The organism is Leptospira soteropolitanensis, from assembly GCF_026151655.1.
Lineage (GTDB): Bacteria > Spirochaetota > Leptospiria > Leptospirales > Leptospiraceae > Leptospira_A > Leptospira_A soteropolitanensis.
The window spans coordinates 661,505-679,667 of the sequence record NZ_JAMQPN010000002.1 but is presented as its reverse complement, the minus strand read 5'-3'; the positions used below and the strand labels follow the sequence as shown (position 1 = coordinate 679,667).

At 40.0% G+C, this 18,163-nt stretch carries 18 protein-coding genes and 1 tRNA gene; 13 read left to right on the top strand and 6 right to left on the bottom strand.

The features are described from left to right. Positions 1-18: 18 nt before the first annotated feature. Positions 19-741 carry a 16S rRNA (cytidine(1402)-2'-O)-methyltransferase gene (gene rsmI / locus ND811_RS07945; protein WP_265351522.1) on the bottom strand — a complete coding sequence of 241 codons (723 nt, stop codon included), beginning with the start codon at positions 739-741 and terminating at the stop codon, positions 19-21. Beyond that, the gene (locus tag ND811_RS07940; protein WP_265351521.1) at positions 731-1,468 is read right to left on the bottom strand and encodes an LIC11073 family putative lipoprotein; all 738 of its coding nucleotides are present in this window, start codon (positions 1,466-1,468) and stop codon (positions 731-733) included. Before ND811_RS07940 ends, rsmI begins: the two co-directional genes overlap by 11 nt. Positions 1,469-1,510: 42 nt before the next feature. Between ND811_RS07940 and ND811_RS07935 the strand changes: the two genes are divergently transcribed. Further along, positions 1,511-2,200 (top strand): LIC_20245 family lipoprotein, encoded by a 690-nt coding sequence (locus ND811_RS07935; protein ID WP_265351520.1) that lies wholly within the window; start codon positions 1,511-1,513, stop codon positions 2,198-2,200. A 2-nt stretch (positions 2,201-2,202) separates the two neighbouring features. On the opposite strand, the gene nadE is transcribed toward ND811_RS07935, so the two are convergent. From nadE to ND811_RS07920, 3 genes are read right to left on the bottom strand one after another with little or no spacing between them, the layout of a single operon-like run. After that, complete coding sequence (gene nadE / locus ND811_RS07930) at positions 2,203-4,146, bottom strand: NAD(+) synthase (protein ID WP_265351519.1); 1,944 nt, start codon at positions 4,144-4,146, stop codon at positions 2,203-2,205. Then, positions 4,133-5,410, bottom strand: coding sequence for a 3-deoxy-D-manno-octulosonic acid transferase (locus tag ND811_RS07925; protein WP_265351518.1), 1,278 nt, complete (start codon positions 5,408-5,410; stop codon positions 4,133-4,135). Before ND811_RS07925 ends, nadE begins: the two co-directional genes overlap by 14 nt. After that, positions 5,411-6,160, bottom strand: a complete 750-nt coding sequence (locus tag ND811_RS07920; protein ID WP_265351517.1) for a flagellar filament outer layer protein FlaA — start codon at positions 6,158-6,160, stop codon at positions 5,411-5,413. A 69-nt stretch (positions 6,161-6,229) separates the two neighbouring features. Here ND811_RS07920 and ND811_RS07915 point away from each other — a divergent pair, with 69 nt between their 5' ends. Genes ND811_RS07915 through proC form a run of 3 tightly spaced genes read left to right on the top strand, consistent with a single transcriptional unit; the run spans position 6,230 to position 8,509 of the window. Continuing rightward, positions 6,230-7,036, top strand: coding sequence for a hypothetical protein (locus ND811_RS07915; protein WP_265351516.1), 807 nt, complete (start codon positions 6,230-6,232; stop codon positions 7,034-7,036). A 2-nt stretch (positions 7,037-7,038) separates the two neighbouring features. Then, positions 7,039-7,719, top strand: coding sequence for a YggS family pyridoxal phosphate-dependent enzyme (locus tag ND811_RS07910; RefSeq protein ID WP_265351515.1), 681 nt, complete (start codon positions 7,039-7,041; stop codon positions 7,717-7,719). 4 nt (positions 7,720-7,723) lie between these two features. Further along, positions 7,724-8,509 (top strand): pyrroline-5-carboxylate reductase, encoded by a 786-nt coding sequence (gene proC, locus ND811_RS07905; RefSeq protein WP_265351514.1) that lies wholly within the window; start codon positions 7,724-7,726, stop codon positions 8,507-8,509. 6 nt (positions 8,510-8,515) lie between these two features. Here proC and ND811_RS07900 read toward each other — a convergent pair. Then, positions 8,516-8,588 (bottom strand) — tRNA-Met (locus tag ND811_RS07900). A 167-nt stretch (positions 8,589-8,755) separates the two neighbouring features. Between ND811_RS07900 and ND811_RS07895 the strand changes: the two genes are divergently transcribed. From ND811_RS07895 to mpl17, 9 genes are all read left to right on the top strand, one after another. Beyond that, positions 8,756-9,817 carry a sensor domain-containing diguanylate cyclase gene (locus tag ND811_RS07895; RefSeq protein ID WP_265351513.1) on the top strand — a complete coding sequence of 354 codons (1,062 nt, stop codon included), beginning with the start codon at positions 8,756-8,758 and terminating at the stop codon, positions 9,815-9,817. A gap of 22 nt (positions 9,818-9,839) precedes the next feature. Then, a complete protein-coding gene (locus ND811_RS07890) occupies positions 9,840-10,067 on the top strand; it encodes a hypothetical protein (protein ID WP_265351512.1) in 228 nt (75 codons plus the stop codon). After that, entirely contained in the window at positions 10,031-10,912 is an 882-nt protein-coding gene (locus ND811_RS07885) for a hypothetical protein (RefSeq protein ID WP_265351511.1), read from the top strand. Before ND811_RS07890 ends, ND811_RS07885 begins: the two co-directional genes overlap by 37 nt. 1 nt (position 10,913) lies before the next feature. Then, complete coding sequence (gene mnmA / locus ND811_RS07880; protein ID WP_265351625.1) at positions 10,914-12,056, top strand: tRNA 2-thiouridine(34) synthase MnmA; 1,143 nt, start codon at positions 10,914-10,916, stop codon at positions 12,054-12,056. Next, positions 12,053-14,305, top strand: a complete 2,253-nt coding sequence (locus ND811_RS07875) for an alpha-hydroxy-acid oxidizing protein (RefSeq protein WP_265351510.1) — start codon at positions 12,053-12,055, stop codon at positions 14,303-14,305. Before mnmA ends, ND811_RS07875 begins: the two co-directional genes overlap by 4 nt. 2 nt (positions 14,306-14,307) lie before the next feature. Next, the gene (locus ND811_RS07870; protein WP_265351509.1) at positions 14,308-15,525 is read left to right on the top strand and encodes a PilZ domain-containing protein; all 1,218 of its coding nucleotides are present in this window, start codon (positions 14,308-14,310) and stop codon (positions 15,523-15,525) included. A 3-nt stretch (positions 15,526-15,528) separates the two neighbouring features. Continuing rightward, positions 15,529-16,485, top strand: coding sequence for an RluA family pseudouridine synthase (locus ND811_RS07865; protein ID WP_265351508.1), 957 nt, complete (start codon positions 15,529-15,531; stop codon positions 16,483-16,485). A gap of 76 nt (positions 16,486-16,561) precedes the next feature. Then, entirely contained in the window at positions 16,562-17,719 is a 1,158-nt protein-coding gene (locus ND811_RS07860) for a DNA methyltransferase (RefSeq protein WP_265351507.1), read from the top strand. Positions 17,720-17,730: 11 nt separating this feature from the next. Then, the gene (gene mpl17 / locus ND811_RS07855) at positions 17,731-18,159 is read left to right on the top strand and encodes a cell surface protein MPL17 (protein WP_265351506.1); all 429 of its coding nucleotides are present in this window, start codon (positions 17,731-17,733) and stop codon (positions 18,157-18,159) included. The last annotated feature ends 4 nt before the right edge of the window (positions 18,160-18,163 follow it).

The following is an 18,163-nucleotide window of genomic DNA, read 5'->3' as shown; positions in this document are numbered from 1 at the left end:
TTTAGTCCTCTTCCTACATCACATATCGGAGGAATCCGAATTTCCCTTAAGTGTTTTTTTTCGATGATTTAAGAGAAAAACAAACTCTCCCTTGGCATTTGGCGGATCTTTTGCCAATTCCTTAGGGTTTGCATAGTAAAGTACCTCTTCAAAGGTCTTTGTCAACTCCCTTCCCACAAGCACTTCGGTTTCCGGAAAGAGCTCCTCAAGCATTGGGTAGAGTCTCGGGAGTTTGTGGACCGATTCATAAAAAACCACAAGCCCATCGATCTCGGAAGCTTTTTCTAATTCTCGGCGTTTTTTACTCGGTTTTTCAGAGAGGAACCCCAAAAAATATGTGGGATTGACCTGAAATCCAGAAACAGACAAAAGAGCCGTTAGAGCAGAGGCTCCTGGAATAGGAACCACGGGAATGCCTTTCTCTCGAGCCACTCGTACCATCTGGCTTCCCGGATCAGAAACTCCAGGGGTCCCTGCATCGGAAACGAGGGCCATCGATTTTCCCACTTTTAACTGATCTAAAACGTTTGCGTAAGGTGTTTCCGAACTATCTTTATAAAGGGCAAGGACCGGGGTAGAAATTTCTAATTTGGAAAATAAGGAACGAGTTTCTTTGGCCGATTCGCAAAGGACGAGATCCACAGTTTTAAAAATTTCCAATGCGCGCAGAGTGATGTCTCCCAAATTTCCAATGGGAGTGGCCACTACATATAAGGTGCCAACGTCTCGTTTACGGGCCAATGTATTGGCATCCTGGAGGCGTAGCACCTGCGGGGCATGTACAAGCTAGGTCATTATTTCCTTTGGTACAGGGGTTACAGGCTGTGCCCAAGGCACAAGCACTCGGTGTTGTGCAAGACGGATTCGCGCAAATGGTCGTGTTACAGCCGGCTCCGGTGGTACAAAGTGTTTGAATATCGTTTACCTTATTCGGAATGGCACAAGTACTCGTCGGTGTGGAAGGATTGGAAATCAACCCCCCTGTGATCATCGAACGAAGCGTGAATGTATAAATTTGGCATTTTTGGAAGAACTCGGCCCCAGGAGGGGGAACCGCAAAACGAATCCTTTTGGTTACGATTTTTGAAGATTCTGTAGACGCTTCGTAGGGAAGGTGAGGGAAACTCGGTTGGACCCCATCTTCCAACCACTCTCCTTGGATGGTTTGGATGATCCCCGGAAAGGAAGTGGTCACATAGAGGTTGTAACCCTGAAACTGCGGTTCCCTGTTGGTTACAAAATAACGAAGCACATACTCTGGCCTTGGATCCAAGGTCTGCGTTGCTGCCAACTTGAAGTCATCAGTAATGTTGCTATTGACGGCTACGACGGAAAGGATCTGAGGAACACTCGGTGGAACAAGGAAAATAAACGGAGCGACTGGCGTATCTGTATTGGTCCCACAATGAAAAAAGGAGAGAAAAGATATGCAGATTAAGTAAATTGGATGTAAAGAAGGAAAACGCATTCTATTTCTCGTTTCCCTTCCAAGTTTTCAGGAATTCAATCTATGGGAATCCAAAAAAAAATACTCTTTGTGTCCATTTCAATGATTGGGCTTTTTTTTCTCATTTTACTCGTAATGGGTGGTGAGGACGAAGAAGAAGCTCGCCGTAAAAAAGAAAGAAGTTCGCAGGCCCTTGCCTTATTTGGGGGAGGATCAAACACTCCGAAAGGCACCAACCGGTTGGGGGTGCGGGGAGAAGACTCTGGTTCCATCTTTGATTCTGACTATTATAGTGCTGGTGGCATGCGTTATGAAGAAGATGGGACGATTGCAAATTCAGAAGCGGGAGAAGTTCCCATCAATCCTCAAACTGGCAAACCTTATCCTCCGGAAGCCATGCAAGCCTTTGAAGAACTAAGAGAACAATTTCCAGACAATGATTTGATTCCGAAAAGACTCACTCCCGAAGAGAAAGCAAAACAGGCTGAGTTCAATCAAAAGTTAGCAAGAGCCACAAATTCTGTGTTTGGTGGGGGAGCCAATGCAACAGATGTTACTTTGTATTATAATCATGTGAAAAAACAAGGTAAGGACCGATTGGAAATTATCAATTACCTGATTGAAACACAAGGTGGTGATGATCCAGAGATGGATAAAAAGTTTCAGGAAATATTGAAAAATATTCAATTCCAAAATGAACAAATAGAAAAAGAAGCAGCGAGTGCCTTCGAAAAAGCGGGTATATCTCCTTAGGACTAATTCTCTTTCGAAAGGATGGGGAACCGGTAACTAGATTTCGGGTCCAGCCCATAATCATCCAAATGAAACGAGGGAGGGAGCCTCTCTCGTTTCCATTGTGATATAGCAAATAATTTCTTAAATTTCTTTAGATATCCCAGTAAGATATCTGTATTTTCCCAAGGAAATTCTTGTTTTAACCTTTCCAAACAATCAAGATCGTCCAAAGCCAAAAAAACAAGTTTCTTTTCGATTGATTGTAAGATGGGATAAGGCATCAGGTCCTTTTCATCTTCTTGGCTTTCTGAAAGGGGTTTTAGTTCTGCCGTTGGTTTTGTATTTCGTAACGTTTGTATGGAATCCTTCGGTGATATAAAACGATTATTACCTTTTTGGATATCATCTAAAAATTCTAATAAAAATTCTTTACTAACACCTGCAAGTGGGGCTATCGAACCTGAAGAATCTCCATCCATTGTTGTGTATCCAACAGCGGCTTCACTTCGATTGCCAGTCGATAAAAGTAAATGTCCATTTAGATTCGCAAGTAACCAAACCAAAGGAGACCGAACCCTTGCTTGGATATTTTGCAAAGGTAAATCGTGTTCTTTCCAATTGAGAGTTTTTCCAATTACAGATTCAATTAATTTTATCGAAGTTTCCACTGCCTCATCTATGGAAATAGTATAAAAAAGGCAACCGAGTTCTTTGGCGAGTGATTCGGCAATCGTTTCTGTTAGGTCAGAATTATTCACTGTTTTCTGGTAAATGGTCACAAGAAGATTTGTTTCTTCGATACCCAAAATGGTAAAAATAGAATCACCATTCTCCCTTTTGGCGATTTCTTTCATGGCAGAAACAAGAAGGGCACAAGTAGCACTGTCCGCACCCCCGGAAAGCGAAAGAGTAAATCCTTTAGTTTTGGATTTTTTTAAATAATCAAAAAGTCCTAAACATACTGCTTTTGTGAATTCTTCATAAGAGGAAAGATTTCCCGAATTCTCAGTATCTTCCTGTCCTAATTCTTTACGTCTGTCGAGAAGGGAAAAACGATTGGATTGTTTTTCTTCTAGATGATAAATCGTTTTGAGTTGGATTTTTGGAATTTCTTCTCTTGAAATTTTGGGTTTTGATTCACGAAAGGAACGTGCTTTTGCTGCACGGATCTCTAATGGATCAAAGGTGTAAGAAGTGATTTGGAAGGGAGAGAAGGAAAGCCTTGGGCCTTCTTTTACTAAATTCCCAAGTGAGGTGAAAATGGCTCCACCTTCAAAAATGATACGGCCCGATTCATTTCCAGTCAAATTAGTAAAAACCTGAAGATTACATTGGTTTCTGCTCGATTCGGTAAAAATCTGTCTTCTTAAGTTTTGTTTTCCTATCGCAAAGTGAGATGCTCCCGGTGAAAATAAAACATCAATTCCTTGGGAACTATAGAAAGAAGATGGTTTACTTACAGACCAACTGTCTTCACAAATTTCCACTCCAAAATTCCACTGATCGGCTTGGAAAATAAAATGTCCAAAAGGAACTTCTTCTGAGGCAAAGGAAATTGTTCTGTTTAAAAATTCTGATTCTGAATGAAACCAGCGCCGTTCATAGTGTACGCCAGTATTTGCTAAATTTAGTTTTGGAATTATGGCAACTACTTTACCGCCCCAAAGTAAAGCCATACAATTGTATAAGAAGGAACCTACAAAAACAGGTAGGCCAACGAGGATGATTTGGTTTGGCGAAACTGCTTTTAACTTTTGTAAAATCTCTTCCGAACGGTTCCAGACATATGGCTTATAAAAAGCATCCTCGCATCCGTAACCGGAAATAGAAAGCTCAGGAAAAAGGATACAATCTGCATTTTTTGCTTCTGGACTACCAATTGCCTGAACGATCGATTCATAATTTCCAAGAAAGTCGAGGGGAGTTGTGTTCAGTGTAACGGCGGCAATTTTAATTTTTGGCATCAGAAAAAACTCGGTTATAAATCTTATCTGATGCACCTCTGTTTTCTACAACAAAGTTTCGATTTTTGTTTCCTATCTTTTCGCATAAAGCTTTGTTTTGGACGAGGAGTTGAAATTTTTGTATAAAATCGATTTCGTTCTCCGTTTTAATGACGCCACCTAATTCCTGCATAACGATTGCTTCTGGCGCATTAGATATTTTCGGGCCAGTAATGACAGCAAGACCTAAAGCCGCAGGTTCAATCGTATTGTGAACCCTATGCGTAAAAGCACCACCTACATAAGCAAAACTTCCATACCGGTATGCAAATGCTAAGATTCCCATAAGGTCAAAAAGAAGAAATTTTGGAAGTGGTTCTCCCTTTTTTTGTTTAGAAAAAACTCCCACAGTGCCAAATTCTTTTAGTTGAGGTATCAATTGCTCCATACGTTCGTTTTCCCATTTGTGAGGAAAAATCCAATAATAGGAATCATCCGTATGTGCTTTTAAATAAGTCGTAAAATGTTTTTCACAAATTCCATAGGTCGAACCGAGAATGATTGGTTTATTTTCAGATAAAAAATCTTTTTGTTCAGAAACAAAGTTGGTAAAGACTGGATTCGGGGATTTAGTTTCTAATTTTCCAAGGACAGATTCAAACCGAGTGTCTCCTAACACCAAGAAGTCGGTATTTTCTGCTACCAAACCAGTGAATTCTTTTGCCATCAGTTCATGGCTCGGATAAATTCCCGTAAGATAACGAAATGAGGCTTTTGTGAGGGAACGAATGAGGGGGTTTTTTCTTGTGGATTGGGAAGACAAACTGGCACAGGTTAGATAAGTTTTTGTTCCCATTCGATTTGCTGTTTTTAAAAGATTGGGCCAAGTGTCCCAGGCCATTACAAAAAGAACCTGAGGTTGAAACTTTTGAAAGATGGAATCATAAGAGTAGGGAAGGTCGAGTGGGAGATAAAAATATATATCTGCCAATGGATCTGAAAATGTTGTTTCTTTAACAGACGATGAAAAAACAGATTGGATGATATAAACATCCTTACGTTTTTTTCGAATGGTTTCAGTGAGCGCACGTGCCTGATCGAGTTCGCCAACACTGGCTGCATGAAGCCAAATTACAAATTTTCCGTCAGCCGATTTGGAAAAAATTTGTTTGAGAGAAAGATCCCTTTTCTTGAATTCTTCTCTTATTGGTTTTACAAATAAAGAAAGAAACTTTAAGACAAAATAAATAGTGATTACAAAAATATTATAAAAAAAATATACCATTTAGCGTTTGTTACCCCAAGTATCGTTCACTTCCGAACCTGGGTAGATGAATGTTCTTTTATCAATCACAAAACTCAAATTGTCAAAGTATAAATGAAACTCACCTTTCTTTTGTGAACTTAGACTTTTTAAACGAAAAGAAGCAAAGGATATTGGAAATGACATGGATTGGATGAGTCTTGTGTTTTCTTTGGGAAGACTTATGGAAAATTCTAGTCTTCTCCAACCTACAAAGTTCAAAGTCCCTAAATCAAAATATAAATCTTTGGATTTTTTCTGGGAAAGTCCCAGACTCAAATTGATATGATGACCTTCTGAATACACCCAAAGGATTCCTTGGATGGGCATTCCAAGGGGGAGGAGGATGGGTTCTTTCGGGCGCACTTCCCAATGGTCGAGTCTTGGATTTTCTACATAACTTTGTAAAAGAAAACTGGTTTGGTTTTGTAACTTAGGGTATCCTGTTTCTTTCAGAAGGGTTGTCTCTTGTAAAAAGGCTTCTGATTTCGGAACAGAAGCAGCAAACTGGGTGACCGCCAAAAAAGAATCCACTCGGTAAAAATCCCACGGTCTCTCTCCTTCAAAATCTTCGACCAAATAGAGAAGGTAACTTGTATCAATGGAAAGTGCTGATTTTAGAATTTGAACTCGGCCAGATTCGTCCGGGTCATAGGGTCTCGGAAGAGACAAAAGTCCGGAAAACATGAGGAAGAGACCCAAAGAGAATGTAATTTTTTTTACCGTTTTCATGTTTTCTCACTTTTCGAAAGACGAAAAACGTGTATCCTATCCTTATCATAGGAAAGGAATCCGCACGTCATGGGCCGCCGCGACAATTTGAAAATACTCACAACTGCCATTCTAGTGGTCCTACTTCTTTCATCGTTCATTTTTGCATTTATCTATAGAAACGAAATTTACCAAAAACTCCAAACCATCGGAAAAAACCGAGATGTGGAAGTGGCGGATCGGGAAATCCAAGGAGAAAATCCAGGAATCCCAGCCCCTAAGGAAAACTTTACTCGTAATGAAAATAAAGAATCGGTGGAGGATCGTTCGAAACTTCCCGAATTACCGAGCCTCGACGATATGGAGCCGGAATCCAATCACCCGCGTTCTGTTTCCGTTGCTGCATCCACCAAAACAAAAGAAAAGGTCGATCCTTCCTCGCGTTTGCAGGATAAACTAGACCAAGTGGAAGAATCTATTTCTCCTAAAGAAGATCTTAAAAAAACAAAGAAAACTCCTCTGAAAGAAGAAGTTGTTTCTGAAGGAATGGAAACTTCGTCTTCTACAAAACAACCGAAGTTAGAGACAAAAGACTCTATGAAACTGAATCATAAAGCAGATTCAAAAGTGGTGAAGTCTTCGAAAGCAGAACCAAAGTCCTCTCGAACCAAAAAATATAATTCTGTCTCAGATAAAAAACAATCCACAAAATCTAAAAAGACATACTACTCGCAAAAAACCTCCAAAGTGAACTCCGGTGATACAAACACTTCTAGTTTGGAAGTTAGGATGCGAAATGTAGAACAAAAACTTTCCACACAAAACGATCGGAATGAGAAACGGTTTGTTGAGATTGAACGTCGTATTGAGTCTTTAGAAAAAGCGTTAGCTAAGTAATTGTGGCCGATTACGGTTCTTTGTATCTTTCCATTCAAAACTCTCTAAAGGATTTGTATCCCAACAGATCTCCCATAATCATAGCTGTTTCCAAAACGAAACCTTACGAAGTGGTGAGAGATGCTTATTTACAAGGGATTCGTGAGTTCGGAGAAAACTATATTCCAGAAGCAATTGCAAAATTTACAAAACTTACTGAAGAATTTCCAGAAGCGAAGACATCCGTCCATTTACATCACATTGGACCCGTTCAATCTGGAACCTTGCGGAAGTTATTCGGTGTTTTTTCTCATACACATGGTGTTGGAAGTATCTCTTCTTTAAAGGAACTTCTAAAACGCGCTGAAAAAGAAAAAAAACAAATTCGTTATTTGATTCAGGCCAATCTCACGAAAGAAAATACCAAACATGGAATGGATTTGGAGACCCTTCGTAATCTGAAAGATTCACTTTACGATTACCAAAACGAATTTTGTATTTGGGAAGGATTTATGGGAATGGGTCCCTCTTCGGGTGATTTGGTAGAGACAAAAGAAGTGTTTTCGTTGCTAGCAGAATTTCGAGATACTTATTTTCCTGATAAAAAGTTGTCAATGGGAATGAGTGGTGATTATGAAATTGCTGCTTCATACGGATCCGATTACTTACGAATTGGATCTAAGATTTTTGGAGAAAGGGAATAAACAAATGAATCCAATAGAAACAGTCGGTATTGTTGGTCTGGGTAAAATGGGTGCGGCAATCGCAACAGCCCTTGTCAAAAAAGGTACTAAGGTATATGGATTCGATCCAAATCTTAAGGATTCTCCAGTGGAAGGAGTGGTTCTTGTCAAAACTCTAGAGGCGGTTAGCAAAGAGGCAGCAGTCGTTGTGATCGCTGTGAAACCAAACCTTGTGGTTCCTGTTTTAAAAGAATTTTCGAAACCGGCTACTTTTGTATCAATAGCTGCCGGAATTTCTTTTTCGCAAATTTCGCAAAGTGCGCCTCAAGGATCTTTAGCTGTGCGGGTGATGCCAAATCTCCCACTTGTAGCAGAAAGAGGGGCTTTTGCTTACTTTTGTGAAGACAATGCTGTTTTAAGCGTCGAACAATTGTTTTATGGAATGGGAACAGGGATTCGTGTTATGAAGGAATCACTGATGGATGCGGTGACAGGGCTTTCTGGATCAGGTCCTGCTTATGTATTAACTTTTTTACAGGCAATGGCGGAAGGTGGTTTGCAAGAAGGACTGAGTTATGAGGAGTCTTTATCTTTGGCAATGGAAACCATAGAGGGAACCCTTGTGTATTTTCGATCTTTACGTGAAGAGGACAAAGACCTTCACCCGATGGAAGTGAAAAATTGGGTCACTTCGCCTGGTGGCACTACCATTTATGGATTGGATGCATTGGAAAGGGGAGGATTCTCAACCGCCGTGAGAGATGCAGTTCACAGAGCGACGGAGAGAAGTAAGGAATTAGGGAAAGGATGATAACGGTTGCGCGGACAGGATTCGAACCTGTGGCCTTTGGGTTATGAGCCCAACGAGCTACCAGCTGCTCCACCGCGCGGTATAAGACCATTATTTTAAAGATTGTTAAATTGTCAACGTTATTGTTATGAAATCTTCTCTATTTTCTTTCGTTCGTAAATTTATCGATTTCCATCAAAATCTTACTTTACAGTAGTCAAAAAAGACGAATGATTCCTATCTTATACAGAATTCTGGCGGTGCGTTTTGTCTTTTAAAGAAAACACTGATATCGTTTTTGAGCATTACGAAAAAAAAATCTACGACCAAAAACAACTACTGGAAATCTCTCGTGCCCTGAATTCCACGTTAGACTATAAGTACTTAATTGATGCCATTTTGAATATTTGTTTGGCCCAGTTGCAGACACTTCACGCAGCAATGTACTTAGAACCGGAAATTGATTTAGGTCTGTTCAAATTAGAACCCCAATCCATCAAAGGATTCGAGTTAAGTTCCGAAGAACAAAACTACGAAATCAAAATAGATAGTCCTCTCATTCATTATTTTGAAGAGAAACCGAAAGCCATCACAATGGACCAAATCCTCCAGATGGAAACACTCAAATCCATTCCTGACATTACTTACCTTCGTAAAATGGGGGCAGAGATCCTAGTTCCACTGAATGCCAAGGGAAAGGTCAACGGTCTTCTTGTACTCGGCGATAAAATGACTTCCGAAGAATTTTTGGAAGATGAAAAAGAATTTATGACAACCCTTGCCAACCTGGCAGGGATCGCTGTAGACAATGCGAGGTTGTATGAATTGGCCACTGTCGATATGATGACAGGACTCAAAATTCATCATTATTTCCAAACCAAACTTAAAGAAGAGATGGATCGTTGTCGTAAAAAGGGAACTAAGTTATGTTTACTTTTCACAGATGTGGATCATTTTAAAAGTTTTAATGATATGTATGGCCACCAAGCGGGCGACGTGGTTCTTATCGAAGTGGCAAAACAATTGATCAATGCAGCCCTTCGCCATCACATTCCCGCACGGTACGGTGGAGAAGAGTTTTGTCTTGTGATGCCCGGCGCTTCGGAAGAAGAGGCCATGACCAAGGGCGAAGAAATTCGAAAAGCGGTAGAATCTATGATTGTTAAAAATCCGAATGATGGAAAAGATCTTAAGGTCACTTTGTCTGTGGGTGTTTCCAGTTTTCGAACTACCGATCGAAACAACAAAGATCTGATTGAAAGGGCCGACAAAGCTCTTTACCAGGCAAAACATTCAGGTAGAAACCGCACAATTTGTTATAAAGATTAGGAAACTTGCCGATGGGTAGAATATGGCAGAGCCAGCATATCTACTCAACGACCTTTCCCAATCGGTTCCTTCCGACGTATATGAATCCATTCGCAATCGAGCCTTGGGTCTTTCTTCGTATGATTTCCAACCATACTCTTGTTTTATTGAATACAAGACAAAGGATCAAAATACGGGAATTGAGTTTCGGGATTGTATTGTAGACTATACAAGATGTTCCAACTCTCGTTGTATCAAAAAGTTAGTGTAGTCTCTTTCATTTTTTTTCTTGGCGCTTGTATTCCTGGTCCCATTCGTGTCCGCCAATCTCCTGTTCCTTTTCCTATCCTTAAAACCCAAACTTTACCGCCACATATTAGCATGTCCCTTTCCGATGAGGGGACTCATTTACTGATTACCGGAGTTGAGTCTTCTGGTCAGTCCCTATCATTGTTATGGGATACGGGATCTGATTTGAGTTTTTATGAATCACCATCAGCCGAAGAAAGTAAAGAATTTCGATTGGTTGGAAAGCGGTTTACTTTAAAAAATAAAAAAGGGGTTTTGCCAGAATCGATTCCAGGACTACTAGGCCTCGATTTTTTTCGAGGTAGTTGTATTTTCTGGATGGGGACCGAGTTAAAACAATTTCCCGAAACTTCCCCATTTTGTGAACATCCAGAAGCTTATTTATCACTTGATTTCAAGTTTTTGAATACGAAAAAGAAAGGAGAACATTTTTATGTGCAATTTGAATATCCAGAGGGCCATGTCTCGTATGGGCTTGTGGACACAGGTTCGTCTTTAAACCTTTTGCCGGGGGATACCAGGGACAGGTTTCTTGGAGAAAAGAAGGTATTTCTTGCCGGAAACAAAATCCAACGAGCAGACTTGATGGAATCGACTTCTACATTGTATTTGTTTTCCAAAACAGGAATTCGCGAAGAATATCGCAACGTTCAGTTTCTTACAGGAATTTCACTTGAGAATTTCCTTTTACCGGGGGACAAGGATAGGGAAGAGGTTTGGGTGATCGGACTCGACATCCTCCGGACTCGTCCCTTATTCTGGGACTTCTCTCGGGGGCGTCTGGGAATTGTTCATTCCAAAAACTAAGGTGAAAGAAAAAGAAAAAATCATAGTGGCAATGAGTGGTGGGGTAGATAGCGCAGTTGCCGCAGGACTTCTTATGGAAGCGGGTTACGATGTGATCGGAGTCAACCTACGAACTTGGGAATATGAAGCTCCCGCTTGTGATACCACTAAAAAATCCTGCTGTTCTCCGGAAGACATTCGTGATGCCCGTGATGTAGGTCTTTCTTTAAACATTCCTTTTTACGTAATTAAAATGGAAAAAGTATTTGGGGAACGAGTCATCGATCGATTTATTAATGATTATAAAGATGGAAGGACACCTAACCCATGTGTGGAATGTAACACTTTTGTTAAGTTTGGTGCTCTTTTTGAACAAGCAAAGATTTTGGGTATAGATAAAATTGCAACGGGACATTATGCACGTGTCGTCCAGGTAGATGGACGTTATGCAATCCGTAATGCTGTGGACATGAAAAAAAATCAGGCGTACTATCTGTACGGTTTGTCCCAAGAAAATATTAAAAATACCGTTTTTCCGCTAGGTGAAATGGATAAAGCCCAAGTGCGTGAAATCGCAAAACGAATGGGGCTTCCTGTGGCAGAAAAACCAGAATCACAAGAAATTTGTTTTATTCCTGAAAATGATTATAGATCCTTTTTGAAGAAGAAAGGAATGGAGTTCACTCCAGGATTTTTCAAACTAGCATCTGGTCAGATCATTGGAAAACACCAAGGAAAAGAAGGATTCACAATCGGACAAAGAAAGGGACTTGGAATCGCTTGGAAAAACCCACTTTATGTTTTGTCTATAGAAGATGATGGAACGGTTGTTCTTGGGGAAGAGGAAGAAACGGTTTCTGAATCTTTTGTTTTAGAAGAGATTACTTACCAAGCACTGGCTCCTATGCCAGTAGGTGCATCAAAAGAAATGAAAGTTCAAATCCGTTACAGAAGTGCACCTGTGCACTGTAAGGTGACATCTCTCGGAAACACTTGGAAAGTTGAATTTTTGGAAGATGTGAAAAGTGTGACCCCAGGACAATCGGCGACATTTTATGAAACAAATGGAGATTATCTACTTGCTGGGGGGATCATTCAAAAAGGTTCCATCACAAGAAAGATCAAAACAAATTTTGTTTTAGAGGCAGAGAGCGTTACCATTTGAAATCGGTAGAAGGTAAAACCATTCTCATCATTGGTGGAGGATTGTTACAAGTTCCCATCATCCAAACTGCAAAAACCATGCGACTCCATACAGTCGTTGCCGATATGAATCCATCATCGATTGGTTTTCAAATTGCGGATGAAGCAATCGTCATGTCTACAAAAGACGTAGAAGGAATGGTTCGGGAATCTAAAAAATTTGCCCAAAATTCTCCTATTCATGGTGTGATCACTGCCGGAACTGATGCAAGTATGACTGTGGCTGCTGTTGCTTCCGCTTTACAGCTACCAGGAATCCGATTTGTTGATGCAGAAGCGGCATCTAACAAAGTAAAGATGCGTCAAAGACTAAAAGAATTCGGAATGCCAATCCCTCGTTTTGCGGCTGTTTGGTCTTTGCAAGATGCTAAAGATGCTTTGGATTCATTGACCTTCCCTCTGGTGATGAAACCGGCAGACAATATGGGGGCTCGTGGGGTCATTAAGGTTAATCATAAAGATGACTTGCCCACAGCATTCCGACATGCAAAAAGGTTTTGTCCTACTGGAGAATTGATTTTAGAAGAATATATGGAAGGTCCTGAACTTTCTGTGGATGCTTTAGCGTTTCAAGGCCAAATTCGAATGACGGGGATTGCTGATAGAATCATTGAAAGGGAACCTTACTTTATCGAAGTAGGGCATAACATGCCTTCTGCGATGTCTAAGGAAGTTTTGGACGAAGTGGAACGAGTGATGGCTGGCGGAATGCGAGCTCTAGGTATCCATTTAGGTGCGGGAAAGGGTGATATCAAAGTCACAAAAGAGGGTGTTAAAATTGGTGAAATTGCAGCGAGGCTTTCCGGTGGGTTTATGTCTGCATTCACTTATCCTTTATCCACAGGTGTCAATTTAAACCGTGCAGCCCTACTTATCTCTCTTGGGGAAACACCAGACAATTTAGATCCTGTTCTAAGTCGTGTTTCCATTGAACGTTCCTTACTTTCAAAACCTGGAAAACTGCTTTCGATTGGTGGAGTTGAAGAGACAAAGAAAATTGACGGAGTTTCTGAAGTTTTTATCCAATCTAAACCTGGGGATATTATTAAGGAACCGACAAATAACATAGATAAGTCGGGACACGTCATTATCGTTGCGGATACTTTAAAAGATGCGGAAACTGTATTCGAAAAAGTAAAACAGACCATCCGTTTCGAAGTGGATGAACAGTTTTCCATAACAGAAAAAGAAATTAATGACCAAGCACGAATTCGTTTTGGAAAAGATATTTGTTGGGTTTGTAAACAATGTGATGGAAGTAATTGTGCTTCGGGAATTCCAGGAATGGGAGGAGTGGGTCGTATGGAAACCTTCCACGACAACAGTGTTGCCCTTTCTGAATATTCGATTTTACCGGGATATATCCGAGACCATGTATTCCCTGAGATTCAGACAAAGTTTTTGGGTTATGATCTAAAAACTCCGATTATGGCAGCTCCAATGACAGGAGTTGGGACCAATATGAATTTTGTGATGACCGATGCAGATTATGCCAATCTGGTGGTTCGCTCCTTTGTTCAAAATGGAAGTCTTGCTTGGCTTGGAGATGGTGCTTCTCCCGAAAAATATAAAATCATGTTAGATGCATTAAAAAAATCTTCTGGAAAAGGAATTTTAATCTGCAAACCAAGAGAAGATGAATCGATGTTAGTGGACCGTTTTTCGGAAGCAGAAGCGGACGGAGTGTTCGCTCTCGGGATGGATATCGACGCTGTGAATTTTAAAACTATGATTCAAAAGAATTTATCTAGTATCACAAGACCACTTGACCGTTTGATTCGTTTGAAAGAAAAAACAAAGTTGCCTTTTATTTTGAAAGGGATTATGAATCCCGAAGATGCAAAACTTGCTGTGGAAGGTGGATTTTCCGCGATTGTTGTTTCAAATCATGGAGGAAGAGTATTGGATGGGATGCCGGGAACGGCTCGAGTCCTTCCTAAAATTGCCGAAGTAGTGAAGGGTAAAATTCCTCTCCTTGTTGATGGAGGGATTCGATCTGGGATGGATGTTTTTAAAATGTTGGCTCTTGGTGCAGATGCAATTCTCTTGGGACGTCCGGTTGCTATTTCTCTTGTTGGTGGAGAAGATGCAGGAATTCGTTTTTTATTACAAAAATATTCGGAAGAGTTAAAACAATCTATGAGTGTTACCGGAGCCAAAACTTTGGTGGACATAAAGCGAACGATGTTGCTTCATAAACTTCACGGTTGACTATGGATAAGGAAATCAAAGACCCCGATGGTATTTTAAAGGTAATCACCGCACTGTTCGGTAAACTACCTGCCTATATTGTCAATTCGGACAAAGAGTACCCTGTAAAGATCATTGCCTTAAAAAATAAAGCCCTCGTTATCAATACTAATTTAAAATTTCCGAATAGGGATCGAATCCTAACAGTTGTTCATAATGGCAGTAAATTTTTGGCACATTTTCTTGTTGCAGGGGGTGATGGGAACGGAATCGAGATTTTAACGCCTGTTAAGATACAGATTACCGCAGCTACTCGACAAGGATCACGGGTAGAGGCAAGCCAAATTCAAACTGGAATGGTTGTTTCTAATATCATCAACGTAAATGATGTTTCGAAAGCAATAGGATTTGATGACAAAAAAGTTGATGCGATTCTACTTGCATACAGAACAAAACTAGCCAAAGCATTCCCTCTTTCGTCTATTTTCTTTGCAGGTCGTATGGATAATAGGTTACGGCTCATGCATCATTATGACAAAGATATTTTTATCATTGATCGTAAGGAGAAGTCGACGGCGTCTCCAGATTTTTTTCCTTTTGATGAGTATTTGAGAATTTTCGATAATTCTAAGATACCGGACTCTTATACCTCAGAAATCTGTGCCCCCATTAAGTATAAGGGTTATGTACATCTTGGATACGTACAAGTATTATCGGAAAAGCCACTTGACCTTGAGATTTATAAACAAATCCAAACCTTCGCCAATGCTGTGAGTCGAGATATCATAATTACTGGGGTGTTCCAAGAGTCGCGGGATATTTGCCAGGTTATGGATTTAAGTATGGGTGGTATTAGTTTTATTCATGCACCATCCCGTTCTTTTTCCAGATCGGTCACTATGAATGGCACGATCCTTTTTGATTTAAACTTGGAAGAGGGCAAACGGGTCACCATTCGAGGAATCATCAAAAACATCCGTAACCAAGAAACGAATTTTCGCGTTGGTTGCCAATTCTACAACTTAACGGAAAAGGATTTGGAAATCCTTGGTGAGTTTTTACAATCAGGTAAGGCAGAAGAGGAGACAACACCGGAACAAAATAATCCTGAAGAATCTCAAAGTGATCCAAAGGAAGAAGACAATTCATCAGTAGTAGGTGTTGCCGATGAACCAGGTGATCCTTTTGGAGAAACATTAGATTCAGAGTTTCCTACAGATGAATCAAAGACTGAATCATAATAAATGACCTGCTACAAATCGGCGATTCGTTATCCCTACTCGGGTAAGACGGTCATTGCATTTTTATCGACAAAATTTCCTTACCATAGTACTGAGGAGTGGCTCTTCCTTTTGGAAAAGAGTCGTGTGAAAGTACAAGATCAAATTGCGACTCCCGATTTGGTACTAAGGGAAGGTGATACTCTCACTTACGAACCCATACCAGGACGAATAAAAGAACCGGAAGTCGATACGAACTTCGTGATTCTGAAAGAAACAGAAGACTTTCTTTTTGTGGATAAACCGGGGAATTTACCGATGCATCCGGCGGGGAGGTATCGCACGCAAACTCTCTTAAACCTCCTTGAGAAAACTTATCCAACCGTAATTCCTGTTCACAGGTTAGACCGTGAAACTTCAGGGATCGTGATCTTTGCAAAATCAGATGAGAGTCGGACTTGGCTCCAAAAAAAATTTGAGTCAAGAGAAGTTCAGAAAGAGTATTTAGCTGTGGTTCGGGGTTTTTTTGAAAAGGAAATCAGTTTGGACGGGTTTATTGGCAAAGATACAAATTCGGCCGTTCGGAAAAAAATGAAGTTCTCTTTAGAAGAATTTTTGGATTCTAAATCGGTATCTACAAATTTTAAACCTCTATGTTTTAATGAATCGCAAAATATTAGTTTGGTGCTCGTGCGGCCAGTTACTGGCAGAATTCATCAAATTCGCGTGAGCCTTCTGTATTTGGGTTATCCGATTCTTGGAGATAAGCTATACGGTCCAAGAGAAACTATGTTTTTGGATTTTGTTCAATCTGGATTAACTCCTGCTTTATTGAGGGAGCTTGGAGCAGAGAGGCAACTTCTACATGCACATAGCATTAGTTATATGGATGATAGAGTCTCAAAAGAGGTAATCGTAAAATCCAATCCACTCCCGGAAATAGAATCTCTCTTCCCAAATTGGAAAGACTATGTCCCATAGCTTTTAATAAAAATCCAACTTAAGAATCGCCTTTCCTCCGATCTTTCTATAAAGAGAGAGGAGGCTTTTGCAAAGGATGGCAGGAGCAGGTAGATTATTAAAGGATTCCGATAAGATTGTATTTGGTGAGTTTTGGACTGCAAAACAACGCCAAGGACATCCGATTCACCATACTGTAAGTTATAGAGCTTCATTTAAACCGGAACTTCCTTCTTTCTTTATGAAGGAATTTTTAAAAAAGAAAAATAAAGTCGTTTATGACCCGTTTGGTGGTCGTGGAACTACGGCCATTCAAGCCAATATTGAAGGTCATGTTGCAGTTCATAATGACATTCACCCGTTGTCTATTTTTCTTGCGAGTGCAAGGCAATACGTTCCGCGGCTTGAGGAATTGGAAAAAAAGTTAAATTCTTTGGATTTGGATAGAGAAGTGGAGGATGATCCATTTGATATAAATCTTCTTCCTTTTTTTCATCCACGTACACTCAAAGAAATTAAAAATCTAAAAAAATACATGGCAGAAGATCCGTCTGTGGAAATGAAGTTCATTTCACTTATTGCTCTCTCTCGGTTACATGGACATAGCACTGGATTTTTTTCCGTGTATACTTTTCCGCAAGTCTCGATACCTCCTGAGTCACAGGCTAAAAATAATATCAAAAGGGGACAATCTCCTGAATATCGTCCCATCAAACCTAGAATTTATCAAAAAATGAAACGAGATTTAGCATTGCCAATTCCACCGTTTTATCATGAATTTTCGAAAAACAATTTGTATTCCTTAAATTCTGCAAATTCCGTTCCTGATATTGATTCGGAATCAGTCGATTTGATTGTCACCTCTCCGCCTTTTTTGGATAAGGTTGACTATGAAGGAGACAACTGGTTACGCCACTGGTTTCTTGATATTAAAAAATCAGAAGAAAGAAAACTCAGCATTTTTAGTAATTTAAATGATTGGAATGCCTTCATTCGATCAACTCTTAAGGAATCAGCAAGGGTATTAAAGAAAGGTGCCTATATGGTGATGGAAGTAGGAGAGGTAAAAAAGGGAAATTCCATTCTTTATTTGGATGAAGATGTAGTTAGGATGGCGGAAGGAACGGGACTTGTGTGGAACAAAACCTATGTCCATACACAAAGTTTTACAAAACTATCCAATTGTTGGCAGGTCTCCAACAACGAAAAAGGCACAAATTCCAATCGTTGTGTGGTTTTACGGAAAGTTTTATAAGTCTAAGTAGTATGAAGCAAACGCGAATTCTTTTCATACTTTCTGTTTTGGTATTTATGGGGTCTGTAGGGGGAACTCGGCTTTTCTCTACGCTCTCTGCAGAACCTCTTGATTCCCATCCTATCGATATTTCGATCAAACAGAAATCTCCTGGTAAGTATGAGTTGGAAATGTTTTTACCTAAAGACTTTGGATTTCAGATGGAAGCCCCTCACCGGATTTTTTTATCAGGAAATGATGGGCTCAAAGTTTTGAATGCTGATCTAAAACTAAAAGGGCCAGTGCATCCTAAAAAGCCGGAATATTTCGAATATGTAAAACCCTTAACCTTCCAAGTGGAAGGAAAAGGGAAATTGCAATTGGATGCAAAATTGTTTTATTGTAATTTTGTGAAAAACATTTGTATCCCTGCTAAAGTGAACAAATCGTTTTCCATTTAATTCA

Excerpts from the sequence above, each read along its gene's own strand:
- ND811_RS07940 (WP_265351521.1), bottom strand. The coding sequence starts at position 1,468 with ATGCGTTTTCCTTCTTTACATCCAATTTACTTAATCTGCATATCTTTT.
- ND811_RS07935 (WP_265351520.1), top strand. The coding sequence starts at position 1,511 with ATGGGAATCCAAAAAAAAATACTCTTTGTGTCCATTTCAATGATTGGG.
- nadE (WP_265351519.1), bottom strand. The coding sequence starts at position 4,146 with ATGCCAAAAATTAAAATTGCCGCCGTTACACTGAACACAACTCCCCTC.
- ND811_RS07925 (WP_265351518.1), bottom strand. The coding sequence starts at position 5,410 with ATGGTATATTTTTTTTATAATATTTTTGTAATCACTATTTATTTTGTC.
- ND811_RS07920 (WP_265351517.1), bottom strand. The coding sequence starts at position 6,160 with ATGAAAACGGTAAAAAAAATTACATTCTCTTTGGGTCTCTTCCTCATG.
- ND811_RS07915 (WP_265351516.1), top strand. The coding sequence starts at position 6,230 with ATGGGCCGCCGCGACAATTTGAAAATACTCACAACTGCCATTCTAGTG.
- proC (WP_265351514.1), top strand. The coding sequence starts at position 7,724 with ATGAATCCAATAGAAACAGTCGGTATTGTTGGTCTGGGTAAAATGGGT.
- ND811_RS07890 (WP_265351512.1), top strand. The coding sequence starts at position 9,840 with ATGGCAGAGCCAGCATATCTACTCAACGACCTTTCCCAATCGGTTCCT.
- ND811_RS07885 (WP_265351511.1), top strand. The coding sequence starts at position 10,031 with ATGTTCCAACTCTCGTTGTATCAAAAAGTTAGTGTAGTCTCTTTCATT.
- ND811_RS07870 (WP_265351509.1), top strand. The coding sequence starts at position 14,308 with ATGGATAAGGAAATCAAAGACCCCGATGGTATTTTAAAGGTAATCACC.
- ND811_RS07865 (WP_265351508.1), top strand. The coding sequence starts at position 15,529 with ATGACCTGCTACAAATCGGCGATTCGTTATCCCTACTCGGGTAAGACG.
- ND811_RS07860 (WP_265351507.1), top strand. The coding sequence starts at position 16,562 with ATGGCAGGAGCAGGTAGATTATTAAAGGATTCCGATAAGATTGTATTT.
- mpl17 (WP_265351506.1), top strand. The coding sequence starts at position 17,731 with ATGAAGCAAACGCGAATTCTTTTCATACTTTCTGTTTTGGTATTTATG.